Origin of the sequence: Candidatus Endomicrobiellum trichonymphae (assembly GCF_002355835.1) — a bacterium.
Classification (GTDB): domain Bacteria; phylum Elusimicrobiota; class Endomicrobiia; order Endomicrobiales; family Endomicrobiaceae; genus Endomicrobiellum; species Endomicrobiellum trichonymphae.
The window spans coordinates 813220-836334 of record NZ_AP017459.1; the positions used below are offsets into that span (position 1 = coordinate 813220).

Consider the following 23115-nt stretch of genomic DNA (forward strand, 5'->3'; position numbering starts at 1 on the left):
TTGCTTCAACTTTATTTTTCTGTTTTACTACTGGTGCTTCCGCTCTTACCAATCCTGCTAACTAACATCATAAATATTATCTTTTTCATTTGACAACTATTCTTTAAACCAAATCAAAATGTCCACAGTTGGTAGTCTGATTGTTACTTTCTAAACGTCAGCACCCTTTGAAAAATCTGATACAATGAGATGTTTGTTTTTATAGGGAATGTACAGAACCGACTAGTTGGTTTCTCAAGTACTTTATAATACCTAGAAATTACATACATCTTGCTGTTTACTGTTTAAAAAATACCAGATAAAAATAACAGTATGCCCTTTGGAAAACTGCGGAAAACTCATAAACACAGCAACGGCTTTTTTCCTTTTATAAAAATTATCAATATTCCGCCTAAACTACTACCTTCTTGAGATCACTCCTCTGCTTATATTCCTTTCTGAAAATCCAGCACCCTTCTACCAAACATAGTCATAAGTTATATTTTTTCTACGACGAAATTCCTCAGCTTTCTATAACCTTTATATGGAGCTAAGGGGGATTGAACCCCTGACCTCTTGCATGCCATGCAAGCGCTCTCCCAGCTGAGCTATAGCCCCGCTATTAATTTAATTAAGTAGATTATAATGAAAGACTATTATTATTGTCAAATCCAATAATTATTATTGACATTTTTATTGAAATTTATTATAAAATGAATATATTTTTGAAAAAATAGAATTTATTTCGGCGTGGATGCTGGAGGCATTAATTTGATGAAAAAACCTGATATCGTTAAACAGGTTTCTGACATTTCAGGATTAACGCAAGGCGATTCAAACAAAGCAATAAAAGCTTTGGTTAAAGTAATCCAGATTACCTTAAAAAACAACGGAGTGATTTCTTTATCTGGCCTTGGATCTTTTAGAGCAAAAAACCGAAAAGCCAGACAGGGTAGAAACCCTAAAACTAAAGAAGTGATTCTCATTCCGCCGGGGAAAAAGGTTTCATTTAAGCCTACTACAACTCTCAGAAAAATAATATAGAATATGATAAGCACAGAACTGTCTAAAAACTGCAGTTTTACATATATTTACAAAAAACCATAAACATCCGCGGGCAATACGGATACCTAAATTAATAAAAGCTATAACCAGCGAGCAGCAAGATACTTCAATGGTAAACACGGTGAGGAGAGAAACTAAGTCTTTTCCTTAGCAGAGAGCGTAAACCCAAAACAGCATAAAGCCCCAGACAGAACTTTTTGACCATTTAATGAAAGCTTCTGAAACTTGCAAAAAATGGAGTTTTTGTTTCGTCCGGCATAAATTCCGGCAAATACAGCAAAGGATATGTAAAATGTTTCAGGCAGAGCATATAAAATACTCAACGGCATTCTGCTCTTCAGAAAAATTACAAGATGTACGTAAAATAAATAAAAATTGAAAAATATCAAGGATAAGACATGGAAAAAAATTATATCAATGTAGGTCTCATAGGATACGGAACAGTAGGCAAAGGCGTAGTAAAAATATTAGAAGAAAACAAAAAAATAGTTCTAAGAAAAGTCGGCAATCCTATACGCATAAAATCAATCTGCGATTTAAACCCCATAGACAAACCCGAACTTCACGTCAAAAATTTCAAAGATATAATAAAAGACCCTGAAATAGATTTGATTGTTGAGCTTATCGGCGGATACGAACCTGCGAGAACAATAATAACAGAATCTTTAAAAGCGGGCAAAAACGTTGTCAGCGCGAATAAAGCCGCACTTGCAAAATATTGGGATCAGATTTTCACAACAGCGCAAATTTACCAGAAATCAATATATTACGAAGCTTCCGTCGGCGGCGTAATTCCGGTGGTGCAAGGTCTAAGCGAGGGACTTGCTTCCGAAGAAATACTCGAAATTAAAGGCATTTTAAACGGCACTACAAATTTTATTCTAAGCGAAATGAAAAAACACTGTGTTTCCTATGAAGAAGCTCTAAAAAGCGCCCAAAAAGCCGGCTATGCCGAAGCCGACCCATCTTTTGATGTCAACGGTATTGACACGGCAAACAAACTTGCAATACTCGCTTCTCTTGCTTGGGGCAGCTGGGTAAAAGTTAAAAGTATATCGGTCATCAAGGGTATTGCTGATTTGGATATTGAGGACATTTTAATAACGCAGGATTTCGGATATAACGTAAAACTTATAGGTTCTGCACAGAAAACAAAAGACGGAATAGATTTGTCCGTACAACCATGCCTTGTAAACCACGAGCATGCTTTTGCAACAGTTGAAAATGAATATAACGCCATTATGATTACGGGAAAAGATTCAGGCGACGTCTTATTTTACGGAAAAGGTGCGGGACAGCTGCCGGCGGCAAGTGCAGTTGTGTCCGATATTATAAATCTTTCAAAATCTATCGTTACAAATACCGCAGGCATTGTTCCAGACGTGGTTTACGACAGCACGAAAAAAATCAAAATTCTTCCTGCAGGCAAGAGTAAAGCACCTTATTATTTAAAGTTTACGGTCATAGACAAACCCGACGTTTTATCAAAAATTTCAGGTATTTTGTCCAAATTTAAAGTCTCAATAGCAAGAAGTCTTGCACAATTTAATATAAGCAAAAAGAATTACGGCAGAATTAGCATAATTACGCACGAAACATATTCTGAAAACATTGAAAAAGCCATTAACGCTATAAAATCTATAACAAAATCCAAAACGGTTAAAATTAAAATAGAAATTTGAGCTGAACTGAACAGTTATTACAATAAAAAGTTTAAGAAAATATGACTATTGTTTGTTATTTTGAAGAGACTTTTTCTCCATGAATTATTTGCCGGATATTGTCTGTTCTATTGAGTAGACTTTATCCCTTAAATATCTAACTTCTTAATGACAGACGGATTAATTTTAAACTCTTAATAAGAAATTGACGAGGACTTTAATGATTTTTATTTCAAGAGCTGTGGACGGTATAAACGAACAACAATATTAAGGTATTTACGCTGACCACACTTCCAAGTCAAGTGAGAGGATAAAAGAAAAAAATAAGACAGCTATTTTCACGGAGTTATCTTTTCTCCTCTTCTAAAGTGAGAGGGCAAAAGAATCATGAATATATGTGGCAATGTTTGTTCAAGAGCTTAATCTTTCCCGTTTAAGGACGAGGATAATAAAGGTCTTGCTTGGTAAAATCTTGCTGCCTTAACTTCCCTCTTTCAAGAGGAAACGAAAATGATAATTAATATCAAAATAAATAAAGAAAAACGTGCTGTCTATGAAACAAGCATTGAAACCGCAAAGAACAGTCGTGTTAAGTTCTTTTGAGAGAATCATAATAATTTTACAGCAATATAGATATAACGGATATAATTGTCATAGACTAACAGAATTAAAAATATACTGAACTCGGCTGCCTCTGAAATATTTATCTTTGAAGTTTTTTTAACAAAGACAACATTGTTGCTGATTTCTTTTATAAATTAAAGTTTTCCTCTAGTTCTTGGGTTGTTCGGTTGTTCCGACAACTCCTGATTTTCTGGGGAATATTCGGTTTCCTCATCCGTTCCATAAACAATCGGATTTTTATAAAATCAAAAACCATTTTTTCTCATTAACTATATTAACATTACATACATTTGCGTTCCGTACAATATACTGGCTTATATATTTTTTTACATACGCGCGTACTTTACTTAAGAAGCCACATACATTGTTGCACTTAACGCACAATATTTACATAATAACAACGGCAACAACTTGCCTTTAAAGAGTAAAACTTCGCTTCACTCAACGACAATCAACGCACGGAGCTTCGCTCCTCTTATGCTTCGCATTCTCTGTCCTGCTAACGTTTACTGCTTTTTATTTTTTTAGTTCATTTATAGAATTTTACTCTAACTAACAACAGCACCTTTAAAACTATAATTCATAAAACTTTTCCTAATGTATTTCAATCAATTCTTTTTTTATGTGCCTGCCAAATTACGTACTGCCTGCTCAAGCCTTTCAGTTTCTAATTGTGCTCCGAGCATAGCTTCATAAGCTTTTGTAAGAAGCTCGCTTTCTGAAGTAATTACGGTATTTAACAATGTTTGCTTTTTACCCCGCAACTCACAAAAAACCAACACAAACATAAAACCAAAACAACAACGCTTTTAAAATTACAATTCATAAAATTTCCTCTGATACGTTTCCAATTGACTTAGAACCACAACCAGATAAAACAACCAAAACAGCCAAAACAAAAAAACGTTTAATCATACTTTTTACCTCTTTAACTAAATATATTTTTTACAATAATATTATTACATTTCTATACATCTTAAATCCCTGCCGTCAGTGTGGATTCCCTCTGCAAACAAAAAACAGTTACCGGCAAGCGATAATAATAACAATCAGTCATTAATATCATAATAATCCTTATTCATTAAATCCTCATTTAATTTTTGTACAAATTCGGCATTAATTAAAGCGGACTTTTTCAACGACTTCCTTTCCCTTGACATTTGGATTTTTTGCAAACCAATATTTAAAGACTATAAAATCGTCTCAATTCGCTCAATGTTTTTTTGTCCAGCTTTAGAACTATGAAGCACTTTAAGATAATAACTAAGGATAACAACAGATTTAAGCTCACGACCGACAAGTCCCCAACCGGGACGGTTCGGATACAAATCGCAAATATTCTTATAGAACCAGAAGCAGCTGCATTAGTAAAAACATCGGCAGAAGCAACAACAGCACATAATTAAAATCTTATCTTTTTTGACTGTCGCTACTCTGCCTTTTGCTTCAACCAAAGTTTTACGATAATTAATTCTTGCCTGCTTCAACTCATCATCACTAGGTGGCACAATAAACTACATTGACAAACATTTGTCCCTTAAGAAATCCAGCGCTGTTGCAGATCCCCCATTATTATTTTAAACGCATATATTAGCAGGTGCAATTGCTAAAAATATGAATTCAAATAGAGTTAATCCAGTAAATCGAGGCAGCAACGTGTAGTACCCACTTAATCCAATATCGTGCCATCTGTAAACGTCGGTCTTTATACTGTTATAAATCCCGTTTCCAAAAAATAAAGCCCCAGCAACAATCAATAATCCACAGCCAATTTTAGCGGGAGTTGTCTCTGTTTCCGAAAGAATAATAACAGCAGCCCCCCCCCCCCAGCTGTGAATGCACCTAACAACATTTTGCACCAATGTTTAAACTTTAACATCAAATACGGCGCGCCTTTTTTTATCCTTTCTTCAACAGGATAAGGATTAAAATCCTGAACATTAATTGATTCAACAATCTCCGCCTTTTCACTCTTGGTTACAACTTCCCCCGAAAAAGAATTTGAAACAGATAACATAATCATCATTAACCCTGCAACAACTTTTTTCATAAAATACACCTCACTTTACTTGTGAGCAAGAAAAACCGTTATCATTACTTGCTTTTCTTATTTTTTTAAAAATATCCTCATCGGTTATCGCAGGTTTTTTTAGGGCATTTCAAATCCTCTTTTTTAGGAAATGCCATACCGCAAAAAACGCCATCTTTTTGGTTTTCCGACTCATGTGAGGTGTAGTCTTATGCGCCACACAAATAATACCAAAGCTAATTAGTGCGCTGAGTATCACTATTCCAACAGGACATGCAGTGTAGACTTTCTCTATGGCAAAAGCAACATTCACGGCACAACCCAGTTTATCAAACTGTTTTCTAACTGTCTCGGGCGTCTCTTTCTATTCTTTCCGCAAGCAATCTATCCTAACAATATACTTACTATCACATCAGAAACCCTGAAATAAATTTTTCCATTACATACTCCTGCACTTCTTTTAAATCTAACACTGCCTTAAACCGATCAATGTTTTCTATCAACTCAGACAAATAGTCCTAACAAAGCAACTTCATTGGCACAAAACTTGAAAATGAGCTGAATTCATTTAAGCATGTTAATATAGCTTTTTTCTATAAAACAGATAAAATATGGACTAAAAAAGAGAAATCTCTTTTTATTTTAGCAGTCCAGACTGCTCGTATTTAAGCGTTCTCGTCGTCATGTCCGTTATATCCGCAGGTCCAAAATACTGTATTGGTCCCGGGGAAATATAGCTTTCGCTTAGAGCCCATTTATCTCTGTTTTTGACAAATTCCTTAAACGGTTTGCCGTTTAAATCAACTAAAGCTTTTTGTATGACGGGTTTTTCTTTACCGTGTCTTTTTTCAATATTCATCATCATTGTAAGAGGAATCCCGCCACATTCCCACTGTTTCGGGGATCTTGCAAGATTTCTTACAGACGACAAATAACCCGTAAGTCCGTTCAGCACAAGAACAGCCGCATTATAGCCCAAAGCATAAGTATAATTTGCGTCAAAATTTGACGGAATTCCGCAACGTCCTTCATATCCGAAAAAGTGCGTAATAGCCGAGAATTTACCCCCATATTTATTTTCTTTTTTCAATTCGTAAAGCTTTTTATGTACCATTTCAATTAAAAGTTTTTCCGTTTCAATCAACGATACCTGAACGTTGCCGTGAGGATCTCTGTCTAACATAAGCTGCGAAGCAATACCTGAAGGAAGCGACTTCATCAAATCGGAAAGTTTCGCCGGAAGCTTAGTGCAGATAAATTCTTTTTTACCTGCCACTGAATTAATCTCTGCGACAACACTCGCATTTTCAGCCAAAGCATCATTAAGAGTCGAAATAAGCTTTTTCATTTCAGGTATAAACTCTATAAGCCCTTCAGGTACTAAAACAACTCCGAAATTTTTACCAGCCTGCGAACGTTTGACTATAACATCAACGATATTTTCAACAACTTTGACAATCCTCAGCTTCTTTTCTAAAATCTCTTCTCCTACTAAAACAATATTAGGCTGTGTTTTAAACCCGACTTCCAACGCAATATGGGAAGCGCTTCTGCCCATGAGACGGATAAAATGCCAGTATTTCTGCGCGGAATTTACATCTCTGCAGATATTTCCGACAAGTTCCGAATAAATTTTTGTCGCTGTATCAAAACCAAACGAAGTTTCAATATATTTATTTTTTAAATCACCATCAATAGTTTTGGGAACGCCTATAACGCATTTATCCAATTTTTCTTTTTTTAAGTATTCTGCTATCATGGCGGCATTAGTATTTGAGTCGTCTCCACCGACAACTACCAACGCATCTACGTTGGACATTAAAAGATTGTCTTTCGTCAAGCAAAACTGCTCAGATGTTTCAATTTTTGTTCTCCCCGACTGTATAAAATCAAAACCGCCCGTATTTCTGTACTTGCACAACAGTTTTTCGGAAATCACTTTATATTTATTTTCCAAAATTCCCGAAGGACCTCCGAAATAACCTATTAAAGTGTTTTTACTATTTGCTATTTTTAATCCATCAAAAAGACCTGCTATTACGTTATGCCCTCCCGGAGCCTGTCCTCCCGAAAAAACTACGGCAACTTTTACGGCTTTCTCTGCAATAGCATTATTTGTGCCTTTTTTAAACGTAATTTCAGGCAAACCGTAGATATTTTTAAAAATCTCTTTTATTTTAGACCGATCCGCTACAGACTGCGTAATCTTTCCCTCAACAGGTTTTACAGAAGTCGCTCCATTCTTTAGTATATCCGGCAGAACCGGCTCAAATTTCCTTCTTTCAATCTGAAGTTCTGAAACATCTACTGATTTCCATGCCATCTTTTACATCCTCCGATTTTTATCACAGGGGAGCTATCGTCATATATAACACAAAAATGCATCACTTGTGTTCAACGGCCCCCGTACTGCGCTATAATTTTTGAAACAATATCTTTCCGGCATAACTTTTGCGAAATATCATTTTTCTTTATTATTACATGTCTTTCTAAAGGCGCAGGTCCTATTTGAAGCGGATCCGTATAATCAAATACACCTACACACTTCGTCCCTACGGCAGCAGCCAAATGCATAGCACCGGGAAGAACACAGTCAAAGCCTATGTCCGACAATATATCATATCTATTACTTCAATCCATTTGTTTCTTTCCAAACATTTATCCTGCCTTTTTCTGCTTGCGTCGACCGAAACGGCAATTGTTCTCAAAACATTAAGATTATTTTCTTCAAACCACTTTCTGACGCTATTTAAATTGCCGACCGGAATACTCAATAATCTTAATGAATTGAAATCGGTTAGAAATTCGCATGAAAACTCTTTCATCCCATTTATAGAAGACGACGCTATCTTAAATTTTGCACCGGCAAGTTCGACAAGCATCGCCGATTTAGCAAGCCCGTGTAAATCTATGCTCAAATCAAATTTTTGTCCTCTCAGTCGCTGTCTCAGATTTTTATAATACTTAAAAGAGATTTGTCTTTTGCCCCAGATAAAAATATTTTCGAGAAAAGGACTGCCGTTTAAAATTTCAACGCATCTATCATCGACAATCCAGCTAATCTCGCATCCGGATATCTTTTTTTTATTGCCGAGAGAACAGGCAGAGAAAATATTATATCGCCTATTCTGCTGGGCTGAACAATTAAAATTTTCGGAGCCGTATGATATTCCAAATATTTTAAAATATTTTTATTCCAGTAATATTTATCCGTAAACTCAAACAGTTTGTTTAACCTTTCTTCCACTAGAACCGTTTTCTATTCAATACTGTCTTCACTGCTGATATAAACCGGTTCGCCGGAAATCTGCACCATTTTAGAAAAAGGCAGCGGTATTACCGCTTTATCCCACGATTTATTAATTACGATTTTATTTTTTGGCGAGCAACTTATGGGTAGTAGCGGCATACCCGTTTTCTGCGCGGCATATACAACTCCAGATTTAAGTATATGATAAAGCCCTCTTGGACCATCTGCCGCAAAAGCAAAACTGCATCCCCTGCGGGGCGCGCATATCTTATAATTTCTATCATCGCTCTTCCCCCCGCCTTTGCTTGACGATCCTCTGACAGTCAAATAACCGAATTTCCGTAAAATCCGAGACAAAATCTCTCCGTCTTTTGAGCAGCTTACCATAATAACTATACTACTTTTTTGGTTAGACAACATCATCGGAAACTGATTTCCGTGCCAGAAAGAATAAACTGAAGGTTTTGGATAATAAAAAGTATCGTTTAAAGATGTTTTTCTCAAAGTTTTATCTATAATACGGCATATAAACACGATAATTTTTATCAAATTTTCGCTATGCATTTAAATTTTCTTTTATTTTTTCACCGTAAAAGATACGGCACCGTTCTGCGACTTAACAGCTTTTAAAGCATTGCATCCGATATTTTCAAGAAACTTTTTATCAGACATAAATTTTCTTATCTTATAAGCTAAATCACAGACATTTTCAACAATTAAAGCCCCGTCGTACTTTATAAGAATTTCAGATTCGGCTTTAAAGTTATCCGCATTTTTGCCGAATAAAACAGATTTAGCGTACGCCGCAGACTCTATGGGGGGGGGGGTCTGCCCACCCTTATTTACAATGGAATCTCACACATAACATACGTCTGAAACCGAATATATGCTCTGAAGTTTTCTAAAAACATCGACTAAAATAAATTTATTCCTGAAATCGCCGCTGGAAAACAACGGATATTTAATACATTTATCTTCAAGAATTTTCATTATGCCTTTTACTCTTGAAAGATGTCTGGGAGCAAGAAAGAATTTAATCCTACCGGAACTGGACTTTATTTTATTATAAACGTCCGAAATAATTTCTTCTTCCCCTTCTCTTATACTACCGACAGTAAAAACAAAATCTTCTCCGATTAAAGAGAAATATTCTCTTTTGGAATTCAATATAAAATCCCTGTCGTATTTTATATTTCCAGCAACGACAATTTTACTTTTTTCATCCGTTAAAAACGCAAATCTGCCTGCATCGTCGTTACTCCTTGCAATAACAACATCAATTAATCCCACAAGACCAGAAAAATTTTAATTTCTTATAACCTTCAAACGATTTGTCGGACATTCTTCCGTTAATTGTAACAACTTTTATATTTTTGCGCGCAACAGTATAAAGCATAGTTCCCACAATTCAGTTTCAACAAGCACCAGTATATCCGGCTTGATAATATCAACGCCCTACGCATAAAAAGATAAATGTCTAAAGGAAGCAAAGCGACAAAATCCACTTTCGGCAATTTTTGCGCATATTCTCTGCCGCTTTTTGTAGTTGACGTCAAAACAATGTAATATTTACCTTCAAAACCGTCCAAAACAGGCTCTACGGCTCGTATTTCTCCAAACGAAGCACACAGTGTATATCCAAAGAATTGTTTTTGATCTTTTATTCAAAGGTTTATAAACAGCAAGACGTTCGGACAGTCTATAAAAAAATTCTTTTCTGTATTTATTGCTGAGAAGAACAAGAACTGTAATTAAAGGTAAAAACAGAACAAAAAAAATATCATTTTTTTGTTATCATATCTTAAAATAAAGATACTTACATAACGGCATCGTCATAACTCAAATTTTTGCGTTTCAAAGCGTTTGTACTTTCATTTTTAACTCCTATTTTTTTGTTTTTTTCTTAGAAGGTATCCAATAAAATAATCCGCATTCCGAATATCGAGGATTCAGCTTTCCGTCTTCTACACTTATGCCTATTTTGCCAGCCGGAATACACCCTGTCGTCGTTTCATATAAGAGCGGCGGAATGTCAACATTTCTTGAAATTTCACAGTTTTCTTCCTGTGCTTCACTTGAAATGAGTCTTCGTATAAAATTTTTTGACTGTTCTAAAGCGTCAACAGCTACCGCGGAAATGATTTTTCCGGTATGCTCACCGAAAGTTCCTTCATCTTTCTTATATTCTTCATAAAGATCGCCTCCTATAGTTACAAAAAAAACACTTTCGGCGATCCATTTTGAAGGTACGTCTTTTTCGAAGACAAAAGGAAGCATTTCTTTTGAAAAAGTTTCATAAACCGCAGACGGAACTAGAAATCTGGAATAAAAACGACAACACCGCCGAACTGCTTCTTCAACTTCTATAGACAGTTCAACGACATTTACAAGTTTTTTGATTATGCCCAAAATTTCTTTTATGCGCAAATTTATTCTAAAATTTTTTATTTTTCGCATTACTTTGAACGAACACCGTCCTGCTTTATGGCGATTTTCAAACGTTTATTTGTTTTTATTCTCCATTCGCAAATAAGCGGAGCGCAGACAAATATTGTAGAAAACACTCCAAGCACCGTACCTATTATCATTATATATGCAAAAGTATGCATGACTTCGCCACCGAAGAAAAAGAGCGAACATGCCACGATAAACACAGTCAGCGAAGTAACAATGGTTCTGACAAGAACCTCATTTATGCTCTTATTGATTACCGCTACAAAATCTTCTTTTACAAGAAGTTTTAAATTTTCTTTTATCCTGTCAAATAAAACTATAGTATCATTAATTGAATAACCGACAACCGTAAGAAGAGCGGCAACGATCGTTATATTGATTTCTTTGTTGGCAAGAATCACAAAACCAAGAGAAATGACAATATCATGAATAATCCCCACAACAGATACAATACCCCATAAACTAGATTTAAATCTGAATGCGACATAGACAATCATAACCAGAAACGCAAACAAAAACGCGTATACAGCCTGCTTTGAAAGATATTCGCCAACGGTAGGACCTATGTATTCAATCCCTTCAATTTTAACCGGATTATCCGGAAATCTCAACTGTATCGAACTTTTAATCAAAGTCTCAAATTCTTCCTGAGCTTCAAGATCTTTCTTTATTCTTATCATAACAAGATTGCCGGAACTCTGAAGTTCAAAAGAATTTATTCCGCTTTCTTCCACAGCTATGCGTACATCCTGCAATCCAACTTCGTTCTGGAAAGAAATCCGCATAAGAATACCACCGGTAAAATCAATGCCGTAATTTAGTCCGCCCCTGTAAATAAAAGCTCCTACAGTCAATAACAACAGTAATCCAGAAATCGTAAAAAACTTGTAACGGTTTCCGATAAAATCTATATCTACGGACCTAAAAAACCGCATTCTGACCTCCGATCATATTTTTATTTTTAATAATAGATTTTTTTTGAACAAAAACTCATATATAAGTTTTGTCACCGTTACGGCAGTAAACATACTTACGATAAGACCTATTGAAAGAGTGACGGCAAAACCTTTTATAGGACCTGCCCCAAACTGAAACAGAAAAACCGCGGCTATAAGAGTCGTAAAATTTGCATCAAAAATAGTCCAAAAGACTTTCTGATAACCCGCATCCACTGCCATTTTTGCAGTTTTTCCAACAGCAATTTCTTCTCTTATTCTTTCTAATATAAGCACATTTGCGTCAACGGACATAGCAAGAGTAAGTGCTATACCTGCCACGCCCGGAAGCGTGAGAGTAAACTTTAAATATGCCATTATAGCCATAAGTATTATTAAATTTAAAGAGAGCGCAACATCCGCAATCAATCCCGAAGAACGATAATATATAAACATAAAAAGAAAAACTAATACAATGCCGATAAGAGACGACATAAAACCTTTCTTTATCGAATCATCTCCAAGTGACGGTCCGACCGTTCTTTCTTCTATTAATCTAACTGGAACCGGAAGAGCGCCTGCCCTTAATACGGCTGCAAGAACTTTTGCATCTTCAGAGTTAAAATTACCCTCAATACTCGCTCTTTCCCCCCTAGAAATTCTTGTTCGGATTACAGGAGCAGACTGTACAATGCCATCAAGAACTATAGCAAGGCTCTTTCCTATGTTTCTTTCAGTGATATATTCAAATATTTTCCCGCCATCTCTATTGAACTCTATCGAAACCATCATTTGTCCGTACTCTCCACCGAATTCAACTTTCGCGTTTGCAAGAGCGGCACCCGTCAAAAGAGCTTTATCTAAAACGTAATAGTCCATATTACTTCTACTCTCAAAAACCGATGCGCCTTCCGGCATAACGGCTTTGATATCTGGATATGCCGATGAATTTTCTCTGTACTGCACGGGCGTAATTCTTTTCTCATAAATCAAATCAAGGACCTGCCTTGCTTCTTCGCTTGTATTTACTATTCTAAACTCAAGCAATGCGGTTTTACCTATTAAATCCTTTGCGACCTTAGGATCTTTAATGCCCGGAAGCTGTATTACTATCCACTTATCTCCCTGTTTTGCAATCATAGGTTCCGTCACACCGAACTGATCAATTCTGTTTCTGATAATTTCTATCGCCCTGCTAACCGCATCTTTAACTTTTACAGCCCCATTCAGATGCGACGTATCAGTTTCCAAAAGAAGATACGTTCCGCCTTTTAAATCCAAACCTAATTTTAAAGTCCTACCCAAAACAGGATCTCTCTCTTTCTCCGACTGCTCTTTTTTCTCATCAGACATTAACGCAAACTTAAGCGACGGCCACAAAGCCCAGACCGAAAAAGCCAATAATGTAACAGTTATCAACAATTTCCAGTTAATTTTCATTCAGAGTAATTTCCTCTCATTTATTATTAACTCAAACGCACAATCCAAAAAATCAGCAGCCCTCCTACACATAAGCATTCTCGACATAAAAATCTCAAAGTACTCCATAACTTTTGATATCTGCGTATCAATGGTAAGCTGAAGCGATATAACCTTTTTATCTTTAAGAACTTTCAAAAAAGATTTTTCTACGGCAGAATTCACTCTGTCGTGTATATCATATTTTGAAATATCAGGATTTCTAACTCTTGTTTTATGCACGTCAGATTTATCAGCTAAAATTAAGGCAGCCGCCACAGGATTTACGGGATCTCCTGTTTCTTCTTCGTGGTTTCCTACCGCTGAAATTATCAATGCTGTTTCTTCAGGTGTCATACCCATATCTTTGAGCAATCTCATAGCTACAAGCGCGGCAGACTGCCCATGATCTTTCCTATTTACAACATTGCCTATATCGTGCATATAACCAGCTATTCCCGCAAGTTCCTGAAGTCTTTTCGAATAATCGAGATATAACAAAACGTTTTCAGCTATAGAAGCAACCAGCTTTACATGCCTGACGCCATGTTCGGTATAACCAATTGTTCCCAAATAATCGTTAGCGGACTTAATAAACGCATTGACTATTGGGTTTTTCTTTATGTCTTTAAGGACTATATTTGAATACTTATTTTTATCATCCATTATTTTAACCATCGGGCACAGTATTCATCATTCCGAGTCCGACTAAAATCCTACTTTACTTCTTAACTATCTCAGGTATTTTCGCCGATTCTTCATCTTCCTTTGTTATAACAGCAGAAATCAGTTGTTTCACAATCTGAACATAAACTCCGTCTGAAATTCTTGCTTCAACAGTGTTTCCTTTTACAGCATTTACCGTAGCATATAAACCGCCGCCGGTAATAATCCTGTCGTCTTTTTTCAAAGAATTTAATAAATCACGGTGCTTTTTAGCTTTCTTCTGCTGTGGTCTTAACAAAAATAGATAGAAAAAAACAAATATAAGAATCAGCGGCATCAATCCGCCAAAAGAAGACAATCCCTCGGAAAGTGGCTGTGCAAACGATAACGACGGCATTGAAATGATTGCCAGCAAAAATATAAATAAATTAACAAATTTCCCCATTTTAAACCTCATTTTTCCGAATATAAGTTTCTTGAATAGTATTTCTCAAAAAATTCTTTTTTTGACTTAAAAAAGCACCATTTCCCAATGACTTTCTTATTTTTAATATTAAGCCTACCATAAAATAAGTATTATGTAAAGACAAAAGACTTAAATACAAAGTTTCCTAAGTCCAGATTTTTTCTAAAAGAAAAAGCAGAAAAGAAACGACACCGACTTGCATTTAAAGAGCGAAACTTCGTTTCACTTAACAACAACGACAGGCACGGAGCTTCGCTCTGAATTTCTAACGTACATTCTGGTCAAAGGCTAGTCATTGCGACATAAAACAAGTTGCGTTCCTCTGGTTCATTTTTAATTTCGCCGTGATAAATAAGCGGTGTGCGCCCATTTTCAGCACCTACGATAAACACTGTATCAAACTCTAAGCCCTTAGCAGAATGAAACGCAAAACTTTATTGCCTATATCGGCAAAAGTATCCTCTGTAGTCATATCCTGTACATAATCTAACCAGCCTTGTACGCTTTCGTCGCCAAAAGCAGCAATATATAAAACAATACCTTTACGCACCTTCCTCAAGAGCATCATTACGTGTCTGCTCGTAAACTCCAGAGCTTTTACCTTGATAATCTACATCTTTAAGAGCATATCCGTGAAATAACTTAAACAAAATATAATCACAAACAGCGGTAAGCTCTTTCATATCAGAACATTTATTTAAATAGTCAGTAAGAACAGAATAATAATTTGACAATCTAGTACAAAGAACATTTGTTAATTTACCAAAAGACATATTTTTGATATTGGATAACGCTTCATAAATAGATACGCTAGCAATCTCGGCATAGCTTCTAAGCTTTTTAAGAGAGGCTTCTCCAAACAGCTTAACATTTCTAGTCAATAAACGTTCAACAGCCAAATCATTTTTTGTGTCAATCAAAAATCAAAATAAGCGATAACATCTTTGACTTCTGGTCTAGCATACAAACTGTCAGCAGACTTAATTACATACGGAATATTTTCAGATTTAAGAGCCTGTTTAATCTTACTTTCCTTGCCAATAAGATTATTCGTGCGAGCTAATATTGCATAATTTTTATACAAATTATCGGATTTAATAATATCTATAATATTTTTTTCGGGAGTGTCTGTTTGATATAACTGCAAGTCAGATAAGCTTCTTCCGTCAGAAACTGCTTCAAGCGGTTTAGACAACCTGTTAGGATTACATTGTATTAATTGATTGGCGTGTTCAAGGACTACAGGAGCAGAACGATAATTATAAGTAAGGTACAACTGTTTAACAGTTTTTGAGGCGGAATACCTTTAGACAATAAAGTACGCAAAACGTCTGGCAATAACTGTAGTTTTGCCTGTTCCTTGCGCCAGCATAAACAATATAGGAGCCTTTATCTGTTGTGATAGCTTCTCTTCATTCATATCTTTTAAAATATGACTTAAATCACTCATTTTATATACCTTAACTTAAACCATCCTTAAACTCTACAACAGTTTGATTAATCGCCAATAACGCCGATTACATTTGGTCAAGACGAGAATTAAGCTTTTGTATATCTGAACGAACTGTCTCATATAATCGTTTAATTTCTTGATTTTCAGTTTTAACAATATTTAACCAACCGCATATTTGCTTCGTATTGCAAGAAGGACAATCCGACAACTGGGCAACTAATTGGAACAAAGGTTTAACATATTTTTTAAGAACGCCAAGACCAGTAATACGCATATTGCCGTGCATTTCGCCGTCGTACCGCTATTTGTTTATAAATCTCATCAAAATCAAATAATAATTGTTTCAAGAAAAGCACTCCTTTAAATAAATTAAGCGGGGATACCGCTACTTCTACTAGACAGCCTCAAGAGTGCGCCAAAGAATAACAACACAAGACAAAAAACAAGATTAACAACAACATTGCAATAACAACCAAACAACAACAGCAACAACATTTTTTTATAAACATAGTATCTAATATCCAATATAGCAGGGGCAACAACAACATAATTAATCAACTAAACTAAATACAAATTCTTTCATATAAAAGTTCTAATATTACATAACAACAACAAACAACGACAACAACTTACATTTAAAGAGCGAAACTTCGTTTCACTTAACAACAACGACAGGCACGGAGCTTCGCTCCTCTTATGCTTCGCATTCTATATCCTGCTAACGTTTACTACTTTTTATTTTTTACGGAATTTTACTCTAACAACAACTTTCGTCATACATCTATTCCTCAAAAACCGTCGTCAATCATCCATCGCCATTCTCAATCTAGCATTCTCAAGCCTTAATTGCGTATTCTCATAATGCGACCTATTAAAGTCTTGCCTATATAAATCACTAACGTGTTTTAAACCAACAATTTCGTTATTCAAACCATCAACTTGGAGATTCAAATACGCATTCCGCTTAAGAAGTCCTTTTTCATAATTAGCCCTGTCTCTAGCATTCACTTCAGCCCAAGCAATACGCGCTCTTTGTTCGTTTTCTAGCTGAACCTGCAAAGGAACTCGTCCGACTGCTTCTTGATTGGCTCGATTAATTTGTTCCTGCAATACAGAGAAAATGTTAAACACAACAACGAATCCCGTTATATAACCTACAGCATTGTCCCAAACAGAGTCCGTCTTTTTTTCTTTATCCTCATAACATTTTGAAACATCGTCGTCCATCTTTTTCAATGTATTAATATCCACTTCAACCATAGTCTTTTCAGCCGACGGCAATACTGCAGTGTTTAACAATGTTTATTTTTTACCACAACTGGAAAGAAGAACCAACGAAAAAACAGTTAATAAAGACAGCAACACTCTTACCATAATTATCCACCTTTTTAAATTAATTAAATATATTTTTTACAATAATATTACTGCATTTTTATACATCTCAAACCCTTACCGTCAGTGGGTTCCCTCTGTAAGCTAAACAGAAAACAACTAACGGCAAGCGATATAATAAAAATCAGTCATTAATATCATAATTATTTTTACGCATTAAATCCTCATTTAATTTTTGTACAATTTCGGCATTACGCTCCAGAGCTTCATTAAAACGGACTTTCTCAACGGCTTCTTTTCCCTTAACATCTGGATTTTTTTAAACCAATCCTACAGATACCAATCTTAGCAAAATTAGTACTCCAACCATCAACAAGACCAACAGAACCAGCAGTAGCCGCATTAGTAAAAACATCAGCAGAAGCGACAACAGAAGCAGGAAACTCACGATTAAAGCCTAATCCTAATGCTTTTGAATATTGCCTAAAAGGCGCGAGCCTGCCATTCTTATCACACATAATTAAAATCTTATCTTTTTTAGCTGTTGCAACTCTGCCTTTTGCTTCAACCAAAGTTTTACGATAATTAATTCTCGCCTGCTTCAACATATATTTGCAGCATAATTAAAACAGCCTTTAGACGTACAATCACAAAGTTTGCGAACTTCACCGTATTTCCAAATTTTTTGGAGCAATTCATTTGTAGAATTCCATTGAGCTTGTTGCTTTTTCAAAAAATAATAATCATATTTAGCCATTGACAAAGACTTCATATTATCAAAAATAACCCCACTTGTTATAATCTTTAGTTATTCTAGATATAGTTTTAGGGCTATAGCCAGCGCTAAGCCCATATACAGTGATATGATAATGCGGTCTATCCAATATATTTCCGTATTCACCGCAATAAAAGCACCTAATCTTTAAATTTCTATGATAACTAAGATAATCACGCAAATCCTTAATAAATGTCTGGACGTCAAGTTTACGAAACGTAGAATATTTATTCAATTCACGTACAAGCTCATTATGTTCACAACCACAGCAATACTCGTTAGGATTAGCACGATGTTCAAAATGAGTAGGAAGCATATTATATGAATGCCGATTATAAACAGAACTTTTTTTGGCATAACGCCTGCCATAAGACTTTAATATTTTCAACTGCTCTTTTATTTCATCTGAACGCTTACCGTATTGAGGCAATATGGGCAAATTGTTATTATCATAGGTAAGAGTCAACAAGCATTTACATAACCGCTATCCGTAAAATGTACAGCTTCGTCAGACATACGCTGACTAAGTTCTTGTGCTTTGTCCTTAAGGCAACCAAGGCAATGATTACAACGAACGTAAACTTCTGGCACTGCAGTGCCATTGCGAGATTTAGGTCTCATTTTAACACCTAACCTTGCGTTCCCACAGGCATAAAAACCGGAGTGTCAATAACACAGCACAAACTCTTCCGCGCCTTGCTCTGAGTTCAGGGGATTTTTTTATAAGTTGGTAAGAACCATATTCCATTACAGAAACTTATCCTCATTAATATACAATTCAAAATTACAGTTTAAAACGCTGCTTGCTCTTCTGCAGAAATTTGTCCTTGACATAAATATTTCAAAATAGTCCATAACCGAACATATTGTGGCGTCGATTTTTATCCGCAATCCGATAGTCATCTCTTCTTTATTTATAACAACATCAACTTTTTGACAGGCGGCAATGATACGAGAATGTTTATAGACATAATACAAATCTTCAGCCCTTATTCTCTCGCGGCGCACATCTGTTTTATCTCCGAGAACAAGAGCGGCAGCAATCGCCGACACCGGATCCACAGTCTTATCTTCATGACAACCTACAGCGCTTGCTATAGCAAAAATATCTTCATTATATCTGTTATCTCCAATAACATTTAAAAACATTATTGAGCTGCTTTGATCATGTCCATATTTTGAAACCAAATTGCCCATATCGTGAATATAAGAAGCAATTTTAGCAAGTTCCTGTTCTCTTTTGCTGTAGCCTAAATATTTCAAAATCCGCTCGGCAATTTCAGCGGCGTACAAAGCATGACCTCTGCCATGCTCTTTATATCCCATAAGAGCAAATGTTTTGTCCATAAATTCAAAATATGTCCGTATCTCAAGGTTATTTTTTATTTCTTCAAAAGTTAATATCTCATCCATTTAAATATTATATCAAATCCTAATATGCATTATCTTTAATTAATGCAGCCCGCTGAAAGGCAAAAACGAGAAAAAACCGTCTCTTAAAGTCTTTTAGTTTAGTTTAAAACCGCAATGTTACGGACAAATATCTAATTTAATTCGATGCAATAAATAGCCAATATGCAAAAATACTCCGTTCTTATTAAAATGTTAAGATAGATTGAACCAATTTATTTTTTTCAGGAATTCCAAAAATATGAAAAAAGGAAGAGTTTTGCTTACTCTAGGCACTATGGATATAGGTAAACTGTTAATAGAATATGCGATTCCCGCGACTATCGCTATACAAAATAACCGATAGTATTTTTATAGGTTACGGCATCGGGGAGCTATAGCTTTATCCGGTCTTGCGACCACTTTTCCTATTATGAACTTATCGGCGACGTTCGGTTCTCTGATAGGTATCGGAGCTGCTACTCTTAATGTCGCTTAGACTTGGACAAAAAGATTACGTTGCGACAAATTATATCATCGGGAATGTGATATCCAATACAGTACAATAATTATATAAAAACCACGTGGGTATCACCTTCAATAACGGCAAAAAGCGAGGAGGAATAAAATGAAAAGTTTTTTAAAGGCAGGAGCAGTATGTTTGGTTGTAGCAGTATCAGGGTGCGGGAAACTAGATAGATTTACTGGAATAAAACCTACCGCTGAAATTCCGCCAGCTAAAGAAATACAAAATGTTAATCCAGAAGTTGTTGCAAAAGTTAAGAATGTTGATATTTGTACTTCAACGGAATTATTAAAAGAAAGTTTGGGCAACTTAAAAACTATGCCAGAAGGCTTGTTTATAGAAAAATTCAGCGAGAAATACAATAAAATAGCACGTAAGCTTCCGCCGCTTAAATCGTCTTTGCTATACAGGTTAAAAGAAGCGTTTACAACGGATTTCTCAATGATACATCTAATGACTAGTACTTTTTGGGACGGCAATTTTGGGGAACAACTTGAAGCAGAAATGAGATTGAGACTTGAGGATTAAGTAAAGAAAAATCCTTTGGCGACTTCTTGTTGGATAAATAAACGTATTGAAAAAGGCGAATTGCTGATTAAAAAAGATAATCTTGATTTTAAAGTCAGAGATTTAGAGTTTATTGTGGGAAGACCTAATATGTTTTCAGACGAAAAAAGAGCAGAGGCAGAGAAAGAGCTAATCGAGCGTAAAAATGAGCTTGTAGACACAGAGAACAAACTGAAACAATATGACAGCATTGTAATACTGCCTTACAATCAAATGGGTAATATTTCATATAAACTCATATGATACCGAGTACGAAACAGCATATATCTATTATCTTAAGGCTGTTAATGAACATCTAGATAATAAGTAAAAACACAGAGGGCAGGAAAAATGAGACTGACAAAAGAACAGAATATGAAGTTAGAAAAGCAACTTTTTAAAGATGGACATTATCCTAGTTTTGATAAATGAGGCTACACAGTAGATTTTTTAAAAGGAATATCAAAAGCTTTAGAAAAAATAGGCGCTGCCTATCCTATGATATTGTATACAAAGTCGACTGCACGCTTAATATCGTAGAAGATATGAACGTAAAAGAATACTAAAATGTTAGTACTACAGAAAGGGATAGCGGCGTAGCTTAAACACGAAAGCCCTACTATCCCTTTTATATTCAGCAAAAAAAAAGAAAATTAAAAATGGAATTGAAAAAAGGCGGATGGGATGCAAATAGTTATAACTGGCATATTAATCGTAAGCAATATGCATTTACGGTGTTGCCAGCTAGTTTTGTTTGGTCGTTGTGTTATGTATATCATTCAGGGATACCCCCTTTGCCTTTTAGCATTATAGTCGGCATTAGTCGTAGTTGTCTCTGTTGGCAGGTGCCACGATTTGGGCGCAAGGGGCTGGTGGTGCGTTTTACTTGCAGTGCCTGCGCTGAATGTTGTGATGGCGGCAATGTTGCTTTTCGGCAAAAGAGACGCTATGTCATAATTTCTGGAAATAGCATAAGTTAACACAACAAAAAAAGGGGATAAAAGAAATGTTAAATAAATCTATAAATTTTTTGGACTTAGTCGCTAAAATGTTTTTTACTTTTGTTTGTTAGAAGTTATCTTTTTTATGACTTTGTTAATCGAGCGCACATTAGAATAGTTGATGTTGTTGCCTTTGTTGGGTTATTCTTACTGATGGTTAGATTTATATCAAATGTTTGTGGTTTGCTGAAAAAAATAATTTATACAGCGGGCAGGTTTAATCTCCAATTTTTCCTGCTCGTGATAAAATTTAAAAATTTGGGAATAAAAAAAAGGAGATTGAAATGATTAAGAAAATTGGAGTAATGTTGTTGATGTTTGTGCAGAGGCAGAGGCTGGAATTGGCGGTTTGATTACAAAAGCGGCAGTATCAGGCGGTATATATGCTGCTAAAAAAACATCATAACAATAAAAAACTTGCAACTGCAGATGAATATGAATTTAAGGTTAACATTGCATCCAAAGAATATGATAAAAACTATTCAGAGTTTGAACGTATCCAAAATATGGAAAAGATGTTGAAGTTGAAGTACGAATTAGCTTCTGCAAAAGGAATATCCTACGACAAGTTGAAGCAAACTAGATAATTGGGTTGAAGCAAAAATAAAATGTAGTAAGGCAGCCATAACTGCTTCTCAATCACTTATTTACTACGATATGGCGCTTATAGACTACAACCAGTACATTGTGGACGCAGGAATAGTAGAAAATAAACAGAAAACGCTAGAGCTTATTAAAACTCAAAAAGAAGAGATACAAAGAATGAATAATGTTATCCCACAAATTAAAATGCGTATAAAAGAATATGAAGCTAATAGGGAAACTATTCAAGTATACCTAAAATAGTTTTAAGGGAAAGAATATTAAAACTAATTAAAAAATTGAGGAAATATTATGAGAAAGTTAATTGTAGGTTTAATGTTGTTGTTTTTCAGTGTCAATGTGTTTGCTTGGGATGTTAGTGAAAATTATTATGTTAAAGATTCGCGTGGTACTAGCCACAGGTTAGCTACCCCCCCCCCCAGAAAACCTATAGTGCCACAAATGCCAGAGAAGCCACTAACAAAGCTGGAATTTTGAGTGCGGTATCCGCATTGGGTTTGGGGTCGTGTGCCATTGTGTCTTTTATAATATTTGGTGTTCAGTGGTTCCTTGCCGATGATGAACCAATTAGGAATAGTGACGGTTCTGTTAAAAACTATGCTGGAAAATGGGCTGTATATGCGGTATCTTTTTTAGCTTATACTGCTGTTAGCGCTCTGTCTTGGATAATTTGCCGTAAATATGAAAAAGAAAAGAATGGCTGATATCAAATAACATAACACATCACAGAAGCCCTCAAATTGGCACAATTTGGGCACTATTTCAAATGGCAGTTTGCATTTAGCTTGTCTAGACTAGAAGTACGCTGAGACAAAGAAAGTGAAACATGGTTATAAAACAGTGGGGACTACTTCTGAGGGTGGGGAAGTCTTTGAGTACGGCGGAAAGATAAGATACTGTCCA

Annotated in this window: 34 protein-coding genes, 1 tRNA gene and 2 pseudogenes; 10 read left to right on the forward strand and 27 right to left on the reverse strand. The window is 35.6% G+C overall.

Going from position 1 to position 23115, the window contains the following annotated elements:
* Positions 1 to 524 precede the first annotated feature (524 nt).
* Positions 525 to 597 (reverse strand) — tRNA-Ala (locus tag RSTT_RS04115).
* A gap of 156 nt (positions 598 to 753) precedes the next feature.
* On the opposite strand from RSTT_RS04115, the gene RSTT_RS04120 reads away from it, so the two are divergent.
* Together RSTT_RS04120 and RSTT_RS04130 are read left to right on the forward strand one after the other, a co-directional pair.
* Complete coding sequence (locus RSTT_RS04120; protein WP_096525763.1) at positions 754 to 1023, forward strand: HU family DNA-binding protein; 270 nt, start codon at positions 754 to 756, stop codon at positions 1021 to 1023.
* 419 nt (positions 1024 to 1442) lie between these two features.
* Entirely contained in the window at positions 1443 to 2726 is a 1284-nt protein-coding gene (locus tag RSTT_RS04130; RefSeq protein ID WP_096525765.1) for a homoserine dehydrogenase, read from the forward strand.
* A 1223-nt stretch (positions 2727 to 3949) separates the two neighbouring features.
* Here RSTT_RS04130 and RSTT_RS06830 read toward each other — a convergent pair.
* From RSTT_RS06830 to RSTT_RS04245, 26 genes are all read right to left on the reverse strand, one after another.
* Positions 3950 to 4072 (reverse strand): hypothetical protein, encoded by a 123-nt coding sequence (locus RSTT_RS06830; protein ID WP_269457756.1) that lies wholly within the window; start codon positions 4070 to 4072, stop codon positions 3950 to 3952.
* Between the two features lie 1010 nt (positions 4073 to 5082).
* The gene (locus tag RSTT_RS04135; RefSeq protein ID WP_096525766.1) at positions 5083 to 5379 is read right to left on the reverse strand and encodes a hypothetical protein; all 297 of its coding nucleotides are present in this window, start codon (positions 5377 to 5379) and stop codon (positions 5083 to 5085) included.
* Between the two features lie 616 nt (positions 5380 to 5995).
* Positions 5996 to 7681: a diphosphate--fructose-6-phosphate 1-phosphotransferase gene (locus RSTT_RS04145; protein ID WP_096525768.1), complete on the reverse strand. Its 1686-nt coding sequence runs from the start codon at positions 7679 to 7681 to the stop codon at positions 5996 to 5998.
* A 71-nt stretch (positions 7682 to 7752) separates the two neighbouring features.
* Positions 7753 to 7971, reverse strand: a complete 219-nt coding sequence (locus RSTT_RS04150; protein WP_096525769.1) for a glycosyltransferase family 9 protein — start codon at positions 7969 to 7971, stop codon at positions 7753 to 7755.
* The gene (locus RSTT_RS06195) at positions 7959 to 8471 is read right to left on the reverse strand and encodes a glycosyltransferase family 9 protein (protein WP_331712794.1); all 513 of its coding nucleotides are present in this window, start codon (positions 8469 to 8471) and stop codon (positions 7959 to 7961) included. The genes RSTT_RS04150 and RSTT_RS06195 overlap by 13 nt, the downstream gene beginning before the upstream one ends.
* A complete protein-coding gene (locus tag RSTT_RS06200; RefSeq protein WP_096525771.1) occupies positions 8381 to 8605 on the reverse strand; it encodes a glycosyltransferase family 9 protein in 225 nt (74 codons plus the stop codon). The genes RSTT_RS06195 and RSTT_RS06200 overlap by 91 nt, the downstream gene beginning before the upstream one ends.
* Positions 8606 to 8617: 12 nt before the next feature.
* Positions 8618 to 9172 (reverse strand): lysophospholipid acyltransferase family protein, encoded by a 555-nt coding sequence (locus tag RSTT_RS04165; protein ID WP_096525772.1) that lies wholly within the window; start codon positions 9170 to 9172, stop codon positions 8618 to 8620.
* A gap of 291 nt (positions 9173 to 9463) precedes the next feature.
* Positions 9464 to 9898, reverse strand: coding sequence for a hypothetical protein (locus RSTT_RS04170; protein WP_096525773.1), 435 nt, complete (start codon positions 9896 to 9898; stop codon positions 9464 to 9466).
* The gene (locus RSTT_RS07090; RefSeq protein WP_096525774.1) at positions 9885 to 10004 is read right to left on the reverse strand and encodes a glycosyltransferase N-terminal domain-containing protein; all 120 of its coding nucleotides are present in this window, start codon (positions 10002 to 10004) and stop codon (positions 9885 to 9887) included. Before RSTT_RS07090 ends, RSTT_RS04170 begins: the two co-directional genes overlap by 14 nt.
* Complete coding sequence (locus RSTT_RS07095; RefSeq protein ID WP_172412861.1) at positions 9958 to 10197, reverse strand: glycosyltransferase N-terminal domain-containing protein; 240 nt, start codon at positions 10195 to 10197, stop codon at positions 9958 to 9960. The genes RSTT_RS07090 and RSTT_RS07095 overlap by 47 nt, the downstream gene beginning before the upstream one ends.
* A 295-nt stretch (positions 10198 to 10492) precedes the next feature.
* The gene (locus RSTT_RS04185) at positions 10493 to 11065 is read right to left on the reverse strand and encodes a hypothetical protein (protein WP_096525776.1); all 573 of its coding nucleotides are present in this window, start codon (positions 11063 to 11065) and stop codon (positions 10493 to 10495) included.
* On the reverse strand, positions 11065 to 11997 hold the full coding sequence (secF, locus tag RSTT_RS04190; protein WP_015423580.1) for a protein translocase subunit SecF: 933 nt from the start codon (positions 11995 to 11997) through the stop codon (positions 11065 to 11067). Before secF ends, RSTT_RS04185 begins: the two co-directional genes overlap by 1 nt.
* Positions 11998 to 12009: 12 nt before the next feature.
* Positions 12010 to 13437, reverse strand: a complete 1428-nt coding sequence (gene secD, locus RSTT_RS04195) for a protein translocase subunit SecD (protein ID WP_096525777.1) — start codon at positions 13435 to 13437, stop codon at positions 12010 to 12012.
* Complete coding sequence (locus RSTT_RS04200; protein WP_095558990.1) at positions 13438 to 14121, reverse strand: HD domain-containing protein; 684 nt, start codon at positions 14119 to 14121, stop codon at positions 13438 to 13440.
* 55 nt (positions 14122 to 14176) lie between these two features.
* Positions 14177 to 14566, reverse strand: coding sequence for a preprotein translocase subunit YajC (gene yajC / locus RSTT_RS04205; protein WP_015423583.1), 390 nt, complete (start codon positions 14564 to 14566; stop codon positions 14177 to 14179).
* Between the two features lies 1 nt (position 14567).
* Positions 14568 to 14726, reverse strand: coding sequence for a hypothetical protein (locus RSTT_RS07100; RefSeq protein WP_369698030.1), 159 nt, complete (start codon positions 14724 to 14726; stop codon positions 14568 to 14570).
* 142 nt (positions 14727 to 14868) lie between these two features.
* The gene (locus RSTT_RS06985) at positions 14869 to 14979 is read right to left on the reverse strand and encodes a 3'-5' exonuclease (protein ID WP_095558861.1); all 111 of its coding nucleotides are present in this window, start codon (positions 14977 to 14979) and stop codon (positions 14869 to 14871) included.
* Positions 14980 to 14990: 11 nt separating this feature from the next.
* Positions 14991 to 15155 carry a hypothetical protein gene (locus tag RSTT_RS06205; protein WP_158302825.1) on the reverse strand — a complete coding sequence of 55 codons (165 nt, stop codon included), beginning with the start codon at positions 15153 to 15155 and terminating at the stop codon, positions 14991 to 14993.
* Positions 15130 to 15507, reverse strand: a complete 378-nt coding sequence (locus RSTT_RS04215; RefSeq protein WP_096525778.1) for a hypothetical protein — start codon at positions 15505 to 15507, stop codon at positions 15130 to 15132. Before RSTT_RS04215 ends, RSTT_RS06205 begins: the two co-directional genes overlap by 26 nt.
* Complete coding sequence (locus tag RSTT_RS04220) at positions 15504 to 15863, reverse strand: 3'-5' exonuclease (protein ID WP_096525779.1); 360 nt, start codon at positions 15861 to 15863, stop codon at positions 15504 to 15506. The genes RSTT_RS04215 and RSTT_RS04220 overlap by 4 nt, the downstream gene beginning before the upstream one ends.
* A 30-nt stretch (positions 15864 to 15893) precedes the next feature.
* On the reverse strand, positions 15894 to 16037 hold the full coding sequence (locus RSTT_RS06210) for a hypothetical protein (RefSeq protein ID WP_172412862.1): 144 nt from the start codon (positions 16035 to 16037) through the stop codon (positions 15894 to 15896).
* A 67-nt stretch (positions 16038 to 16104) separates the two neighbouring features.
* Positions 16105 to 16326: a hypothetical protein gene (locus RSTT_RS04225; protein ID WP_096525780.1), complete on the reverse strand. Its 222-nt coding sequence runs from the start codon at positions 16324 to 16326 to the stop codon at positions 16105 to 16107.
* Between the two features lie 515 nt (positions 16327 to 16841).
* Entirely contained in the window at positions 16842 to 17339 is a 498-nt protein-coding gene (locus tag RSTT_RS04230; RefSeq protein WP_149030041.1) for a hypothetical protein, read from the reverse strand.
* A gap of 335 nt (positions 17340 to 17674) precedes the next feature.
* On the reverse strand, positions 17675 to 17980 hold the full coding sequence (locus RSTT_RS04235) for a hypothetical protein (protein ID WP_096525370.1): 306 nt from the start codon (positions 17978 to 17980) through the stop codon (positions 17675 to 17677).
* 168 nt (positions 17981 to 18148) lie between these two features.
* Complete coding sequence (locus tag RSTT_RS07230; RefSeq protein ID WP_442861937.1) at positions 18149 to 18463, reverse strand: rolling circle replication-associated protein; 315 nt, start codon at positions 18461 to 18463, stop codon at positions 18149 to 18151.
* Between the two features lie 431 nt (positions 18464 to 18894).
* On the reverse strand, positions 18895 to 19560 hold the full coding sequence (locus tag RSTT_RS04245) for an HD domain-containing protein (RefSeq protein ID WP_015423586.1): 666 nt from the start codon (positions 19558 to 19560) through the stop codon (positions 18895 to 18897).
* Positions 19561 to 19798: 238 nt separating this feature from the next.
* Here RSTT_RS04245 and RSTT_RS06990 point away from each other — a divergent pair.
* From RSTT_RS06990 to RSTT_RS04275, 8 genes and pseudogenes are all read left to right on the forward strand, one after another.
* Positions 19799 to 20087, forward strand: a pseudogene (locus RSTT_RS06990) (MATE family efflux transporter); the annotation flags it as partial.
* Positions 20088 to 20164: 77 nt separating this feature from the next.
* Positions 20165 to 20590, forward strand: coding sequence for a hypothetical protein (locus RSTT_RS04255; protein ID WP_096525783.1), 426 nt, complete (start codon positions 20165 to 20167; stop codon positions 20588 to 20590).
* Between the two features lie 15 nt (positions 20591 to 20605).
* The gene (locus RSTT_RS04260; RefSeq protein WP_096525784.1) at positions 20606 to 20872 is read left to right on the forward strand and encodes a hypothetical protein; all 267 of its coding nucleotides are present in this window, start codon (positions 20606 to 20608) and stop codon (positions 20870 to 20872) included.
* 573 nt (positions 20873 to 21445) lie between these two features.
* Positions 21446 to 21565 (forward strand): annotated as a pseudogene (locus RSTT_RS06885) (DUF805 domain-containing protein); the annotation flags it as partial.
* Between the two features lie 427 nt (positions 21566 to 21992).
* Positions 21993 to 22196, forward strand: a complete 204-nt coding sequence (locus RSTT_RS04265; RefSeq protein WP_096525785.1) for a hypothetical protein — start codon at positions 21993 to 21995, stop codon at positions 22194 to 22196.
* A 100-nt stretch (positions 22197 to 22296) separates the two neighbouring features.
* Positions 22297 to 22455 (forward strand): hypothetical protein, encoded by a 159-nt coding sequence (locus tag RSTT_RS05935; RefSeq protein ID WP_231941935.1) that lies wholly within the window; start codon positions 22297 to 22299, stop codon positions 22453 to 22455.
* A gap of 48 nt (positions 22456 to 22503) precedes the next feature.
* Positions 22504 to 22689 carry a hypothetical protein gene (locus RSTT_RS04270; protein ID WP_096525786.1) on the forward strand — a complete coding sequence of 62 codons (186 nt, stop codon included), beginning with the start codon at positions 22504 to 22506 and terminating at the stop codon, positions 22687 to 22689.
* Complete coding sequence (locus RSTT_RS04275) at positions 22686 to 22916, forward strand: hypothetical protein (protein ID WP_096525787.1); 231 nt, start codon at positions 22686 to 22688, stop codon at positions 22914 to 22916. The genes RSTT_RS04270 and RSTT_RS04275 overlap by 4 nt, the downstream gene beginning before the upstream one ends.
* Positions 22917 to 23115: the final 199 nt, after the last annotated feature.

Excerpts from the sequence above, each read along its gene's own strand:
- RSTT_RS04120 (WP_096525763.1), top strand. The coding sequence starts at position 754 with ATGAAAAAACCTGATATCGTTAAACAGGTTTCTGACATTTCAGGATTA.
- RSTT_RS04130 (WP_096525765.1), top strand. The coding sequence starts at position 1,443 with ATGGAAAAAAATTATATCAATGTAGGTCTCATAGGATACGGAACAGTA.
- RSTT_RS04135 (WP_096525766.1), bottom strand. The coding sequence starts at position 5,379 with ATGAAAAAAGTTGTTGCAGGGTTAATGATGATTATGTTATCTGTTTCA.
- RSTT_RS04145 (WP_096525768.1), bottom strand. The coding sequence starts at position 7,681 with ATGGCATGGAAATCAGTAGATGTTTCAGAACTTCAGATTGAAAGAAGG.
- RSTT_RS04165 (WP_096525772.1), bottom strand. The coding sequence starts at position 9,172 with ATGCATAGCGAAAATTTGATAAAAATTATCGTGTTTATATGCCGTATT.
- RSTT_RS07090 (WP_096525774.1), bottom strand. The coding sequence starts at position 10,004 with ATGCTTTATACTGTTGCGCGCAAAAATATAAAAGTTGTTACAATTAAC.
- RSTT_RS04185 (WP_096525776.1), bottom strand. The coding sequence starts at position 11,065 with ATGCGAAAAATAAAAAATTTTAGAATAAATTTGCGCATAAAAGAAATT.
- secF (WP_015423580.1), bottom strand. The coding sequence starts at position 11,997 with ATGCGGTTTTTTAGGTCCGTAGATATAGATTTTATCGGAAACCGTTAC.
- secD (WP_096525777.1), bottom strand. The coding sequence starts at position 13,437 with ATGAAAATTAACTGGAAATTGTTGATAACTGTTACATTATTGGCTTTT.
- RSTT_RS04200 (WP_095558990.1), bottom strand. The coding sequence starts at position 14,121 with ATGGATGATAAAAATAAGTATTCAAATATAGTCCTTAAAGACATAAAG.
- yajC (WP_015423583.1), bottom strand. The coding sequence starts at position 14,566 with ATGGGGAAATTTGTTAATTTATTTATATTTTTGCTGGCAATCATTTCA.
- RSTT_RS06205 (WP_158302825.1), bottom strand. The coding sequence starts at position 15,155 with ATGATGCTCTTGAGGAAGGTGCGTAAAGGTATTGTTTTATATATTGCT.
- RSTT_RS06210 (WP_172412862.1), bottom strand. The coding sequence starts at position 16,037 with ATGAGTGATTTAAGTCATATTTTAAAAGATATGAATGAAGAGAAGCTA.
- RSTT_RS04225 (WP_096525780.1), bottom strand. The coding sequence starts at position 16,326 with ATGCACGGCAATATGCGTATTACTGGTCTTGGCGTTCTTAAAAAATAT.
- RSTT_RS04235 (WP_096525370.1), bottom strand. The coding sequence starts at position 17,980 with ATGTTGAAGCAGGCGAGAATTAATTATCGTAAAACTTTGGTTGAAGCA.
- RSTT_RS07230 (WP_442861937.1), bottom strand. The coding sequence starts at position 18,463 with ATGCTTCCTACTCATTTTGAACATCGTGCTAATCCTAACGAGTATTGC.
- RSTT_RS04245 (WP_015423586.1), bottom strand. The coding sequence starts at position 19,560 with ATGGATGAGATATTAACTTTTGAAGAAATAAAAAATAACCTTGAGATA.
- RSTT_RS04255 (WP_096525783.1), top strand. The coding sequence starts at position 20,165 with ATGAAAAGTTTTTTAAAGGCAGGAGCAGTATGTTTGGTTGTAGCAGTA.
- RSTT_RS04265 (WP_096525785.1), top strand. The coding sequence starts at position 21,993 with ATGCTGCTAAAAAAACATCATAACAATAAAAAACTTGCAACTGCAGAT.
- RSTT_RS04270 (WP_096525786.1), top strand. The coding sequence starts at position 22,504 with ATGAGAAAGTTAATTGTAGGTTTAATGTTGTTGTTTTTCAGTGTCAAT.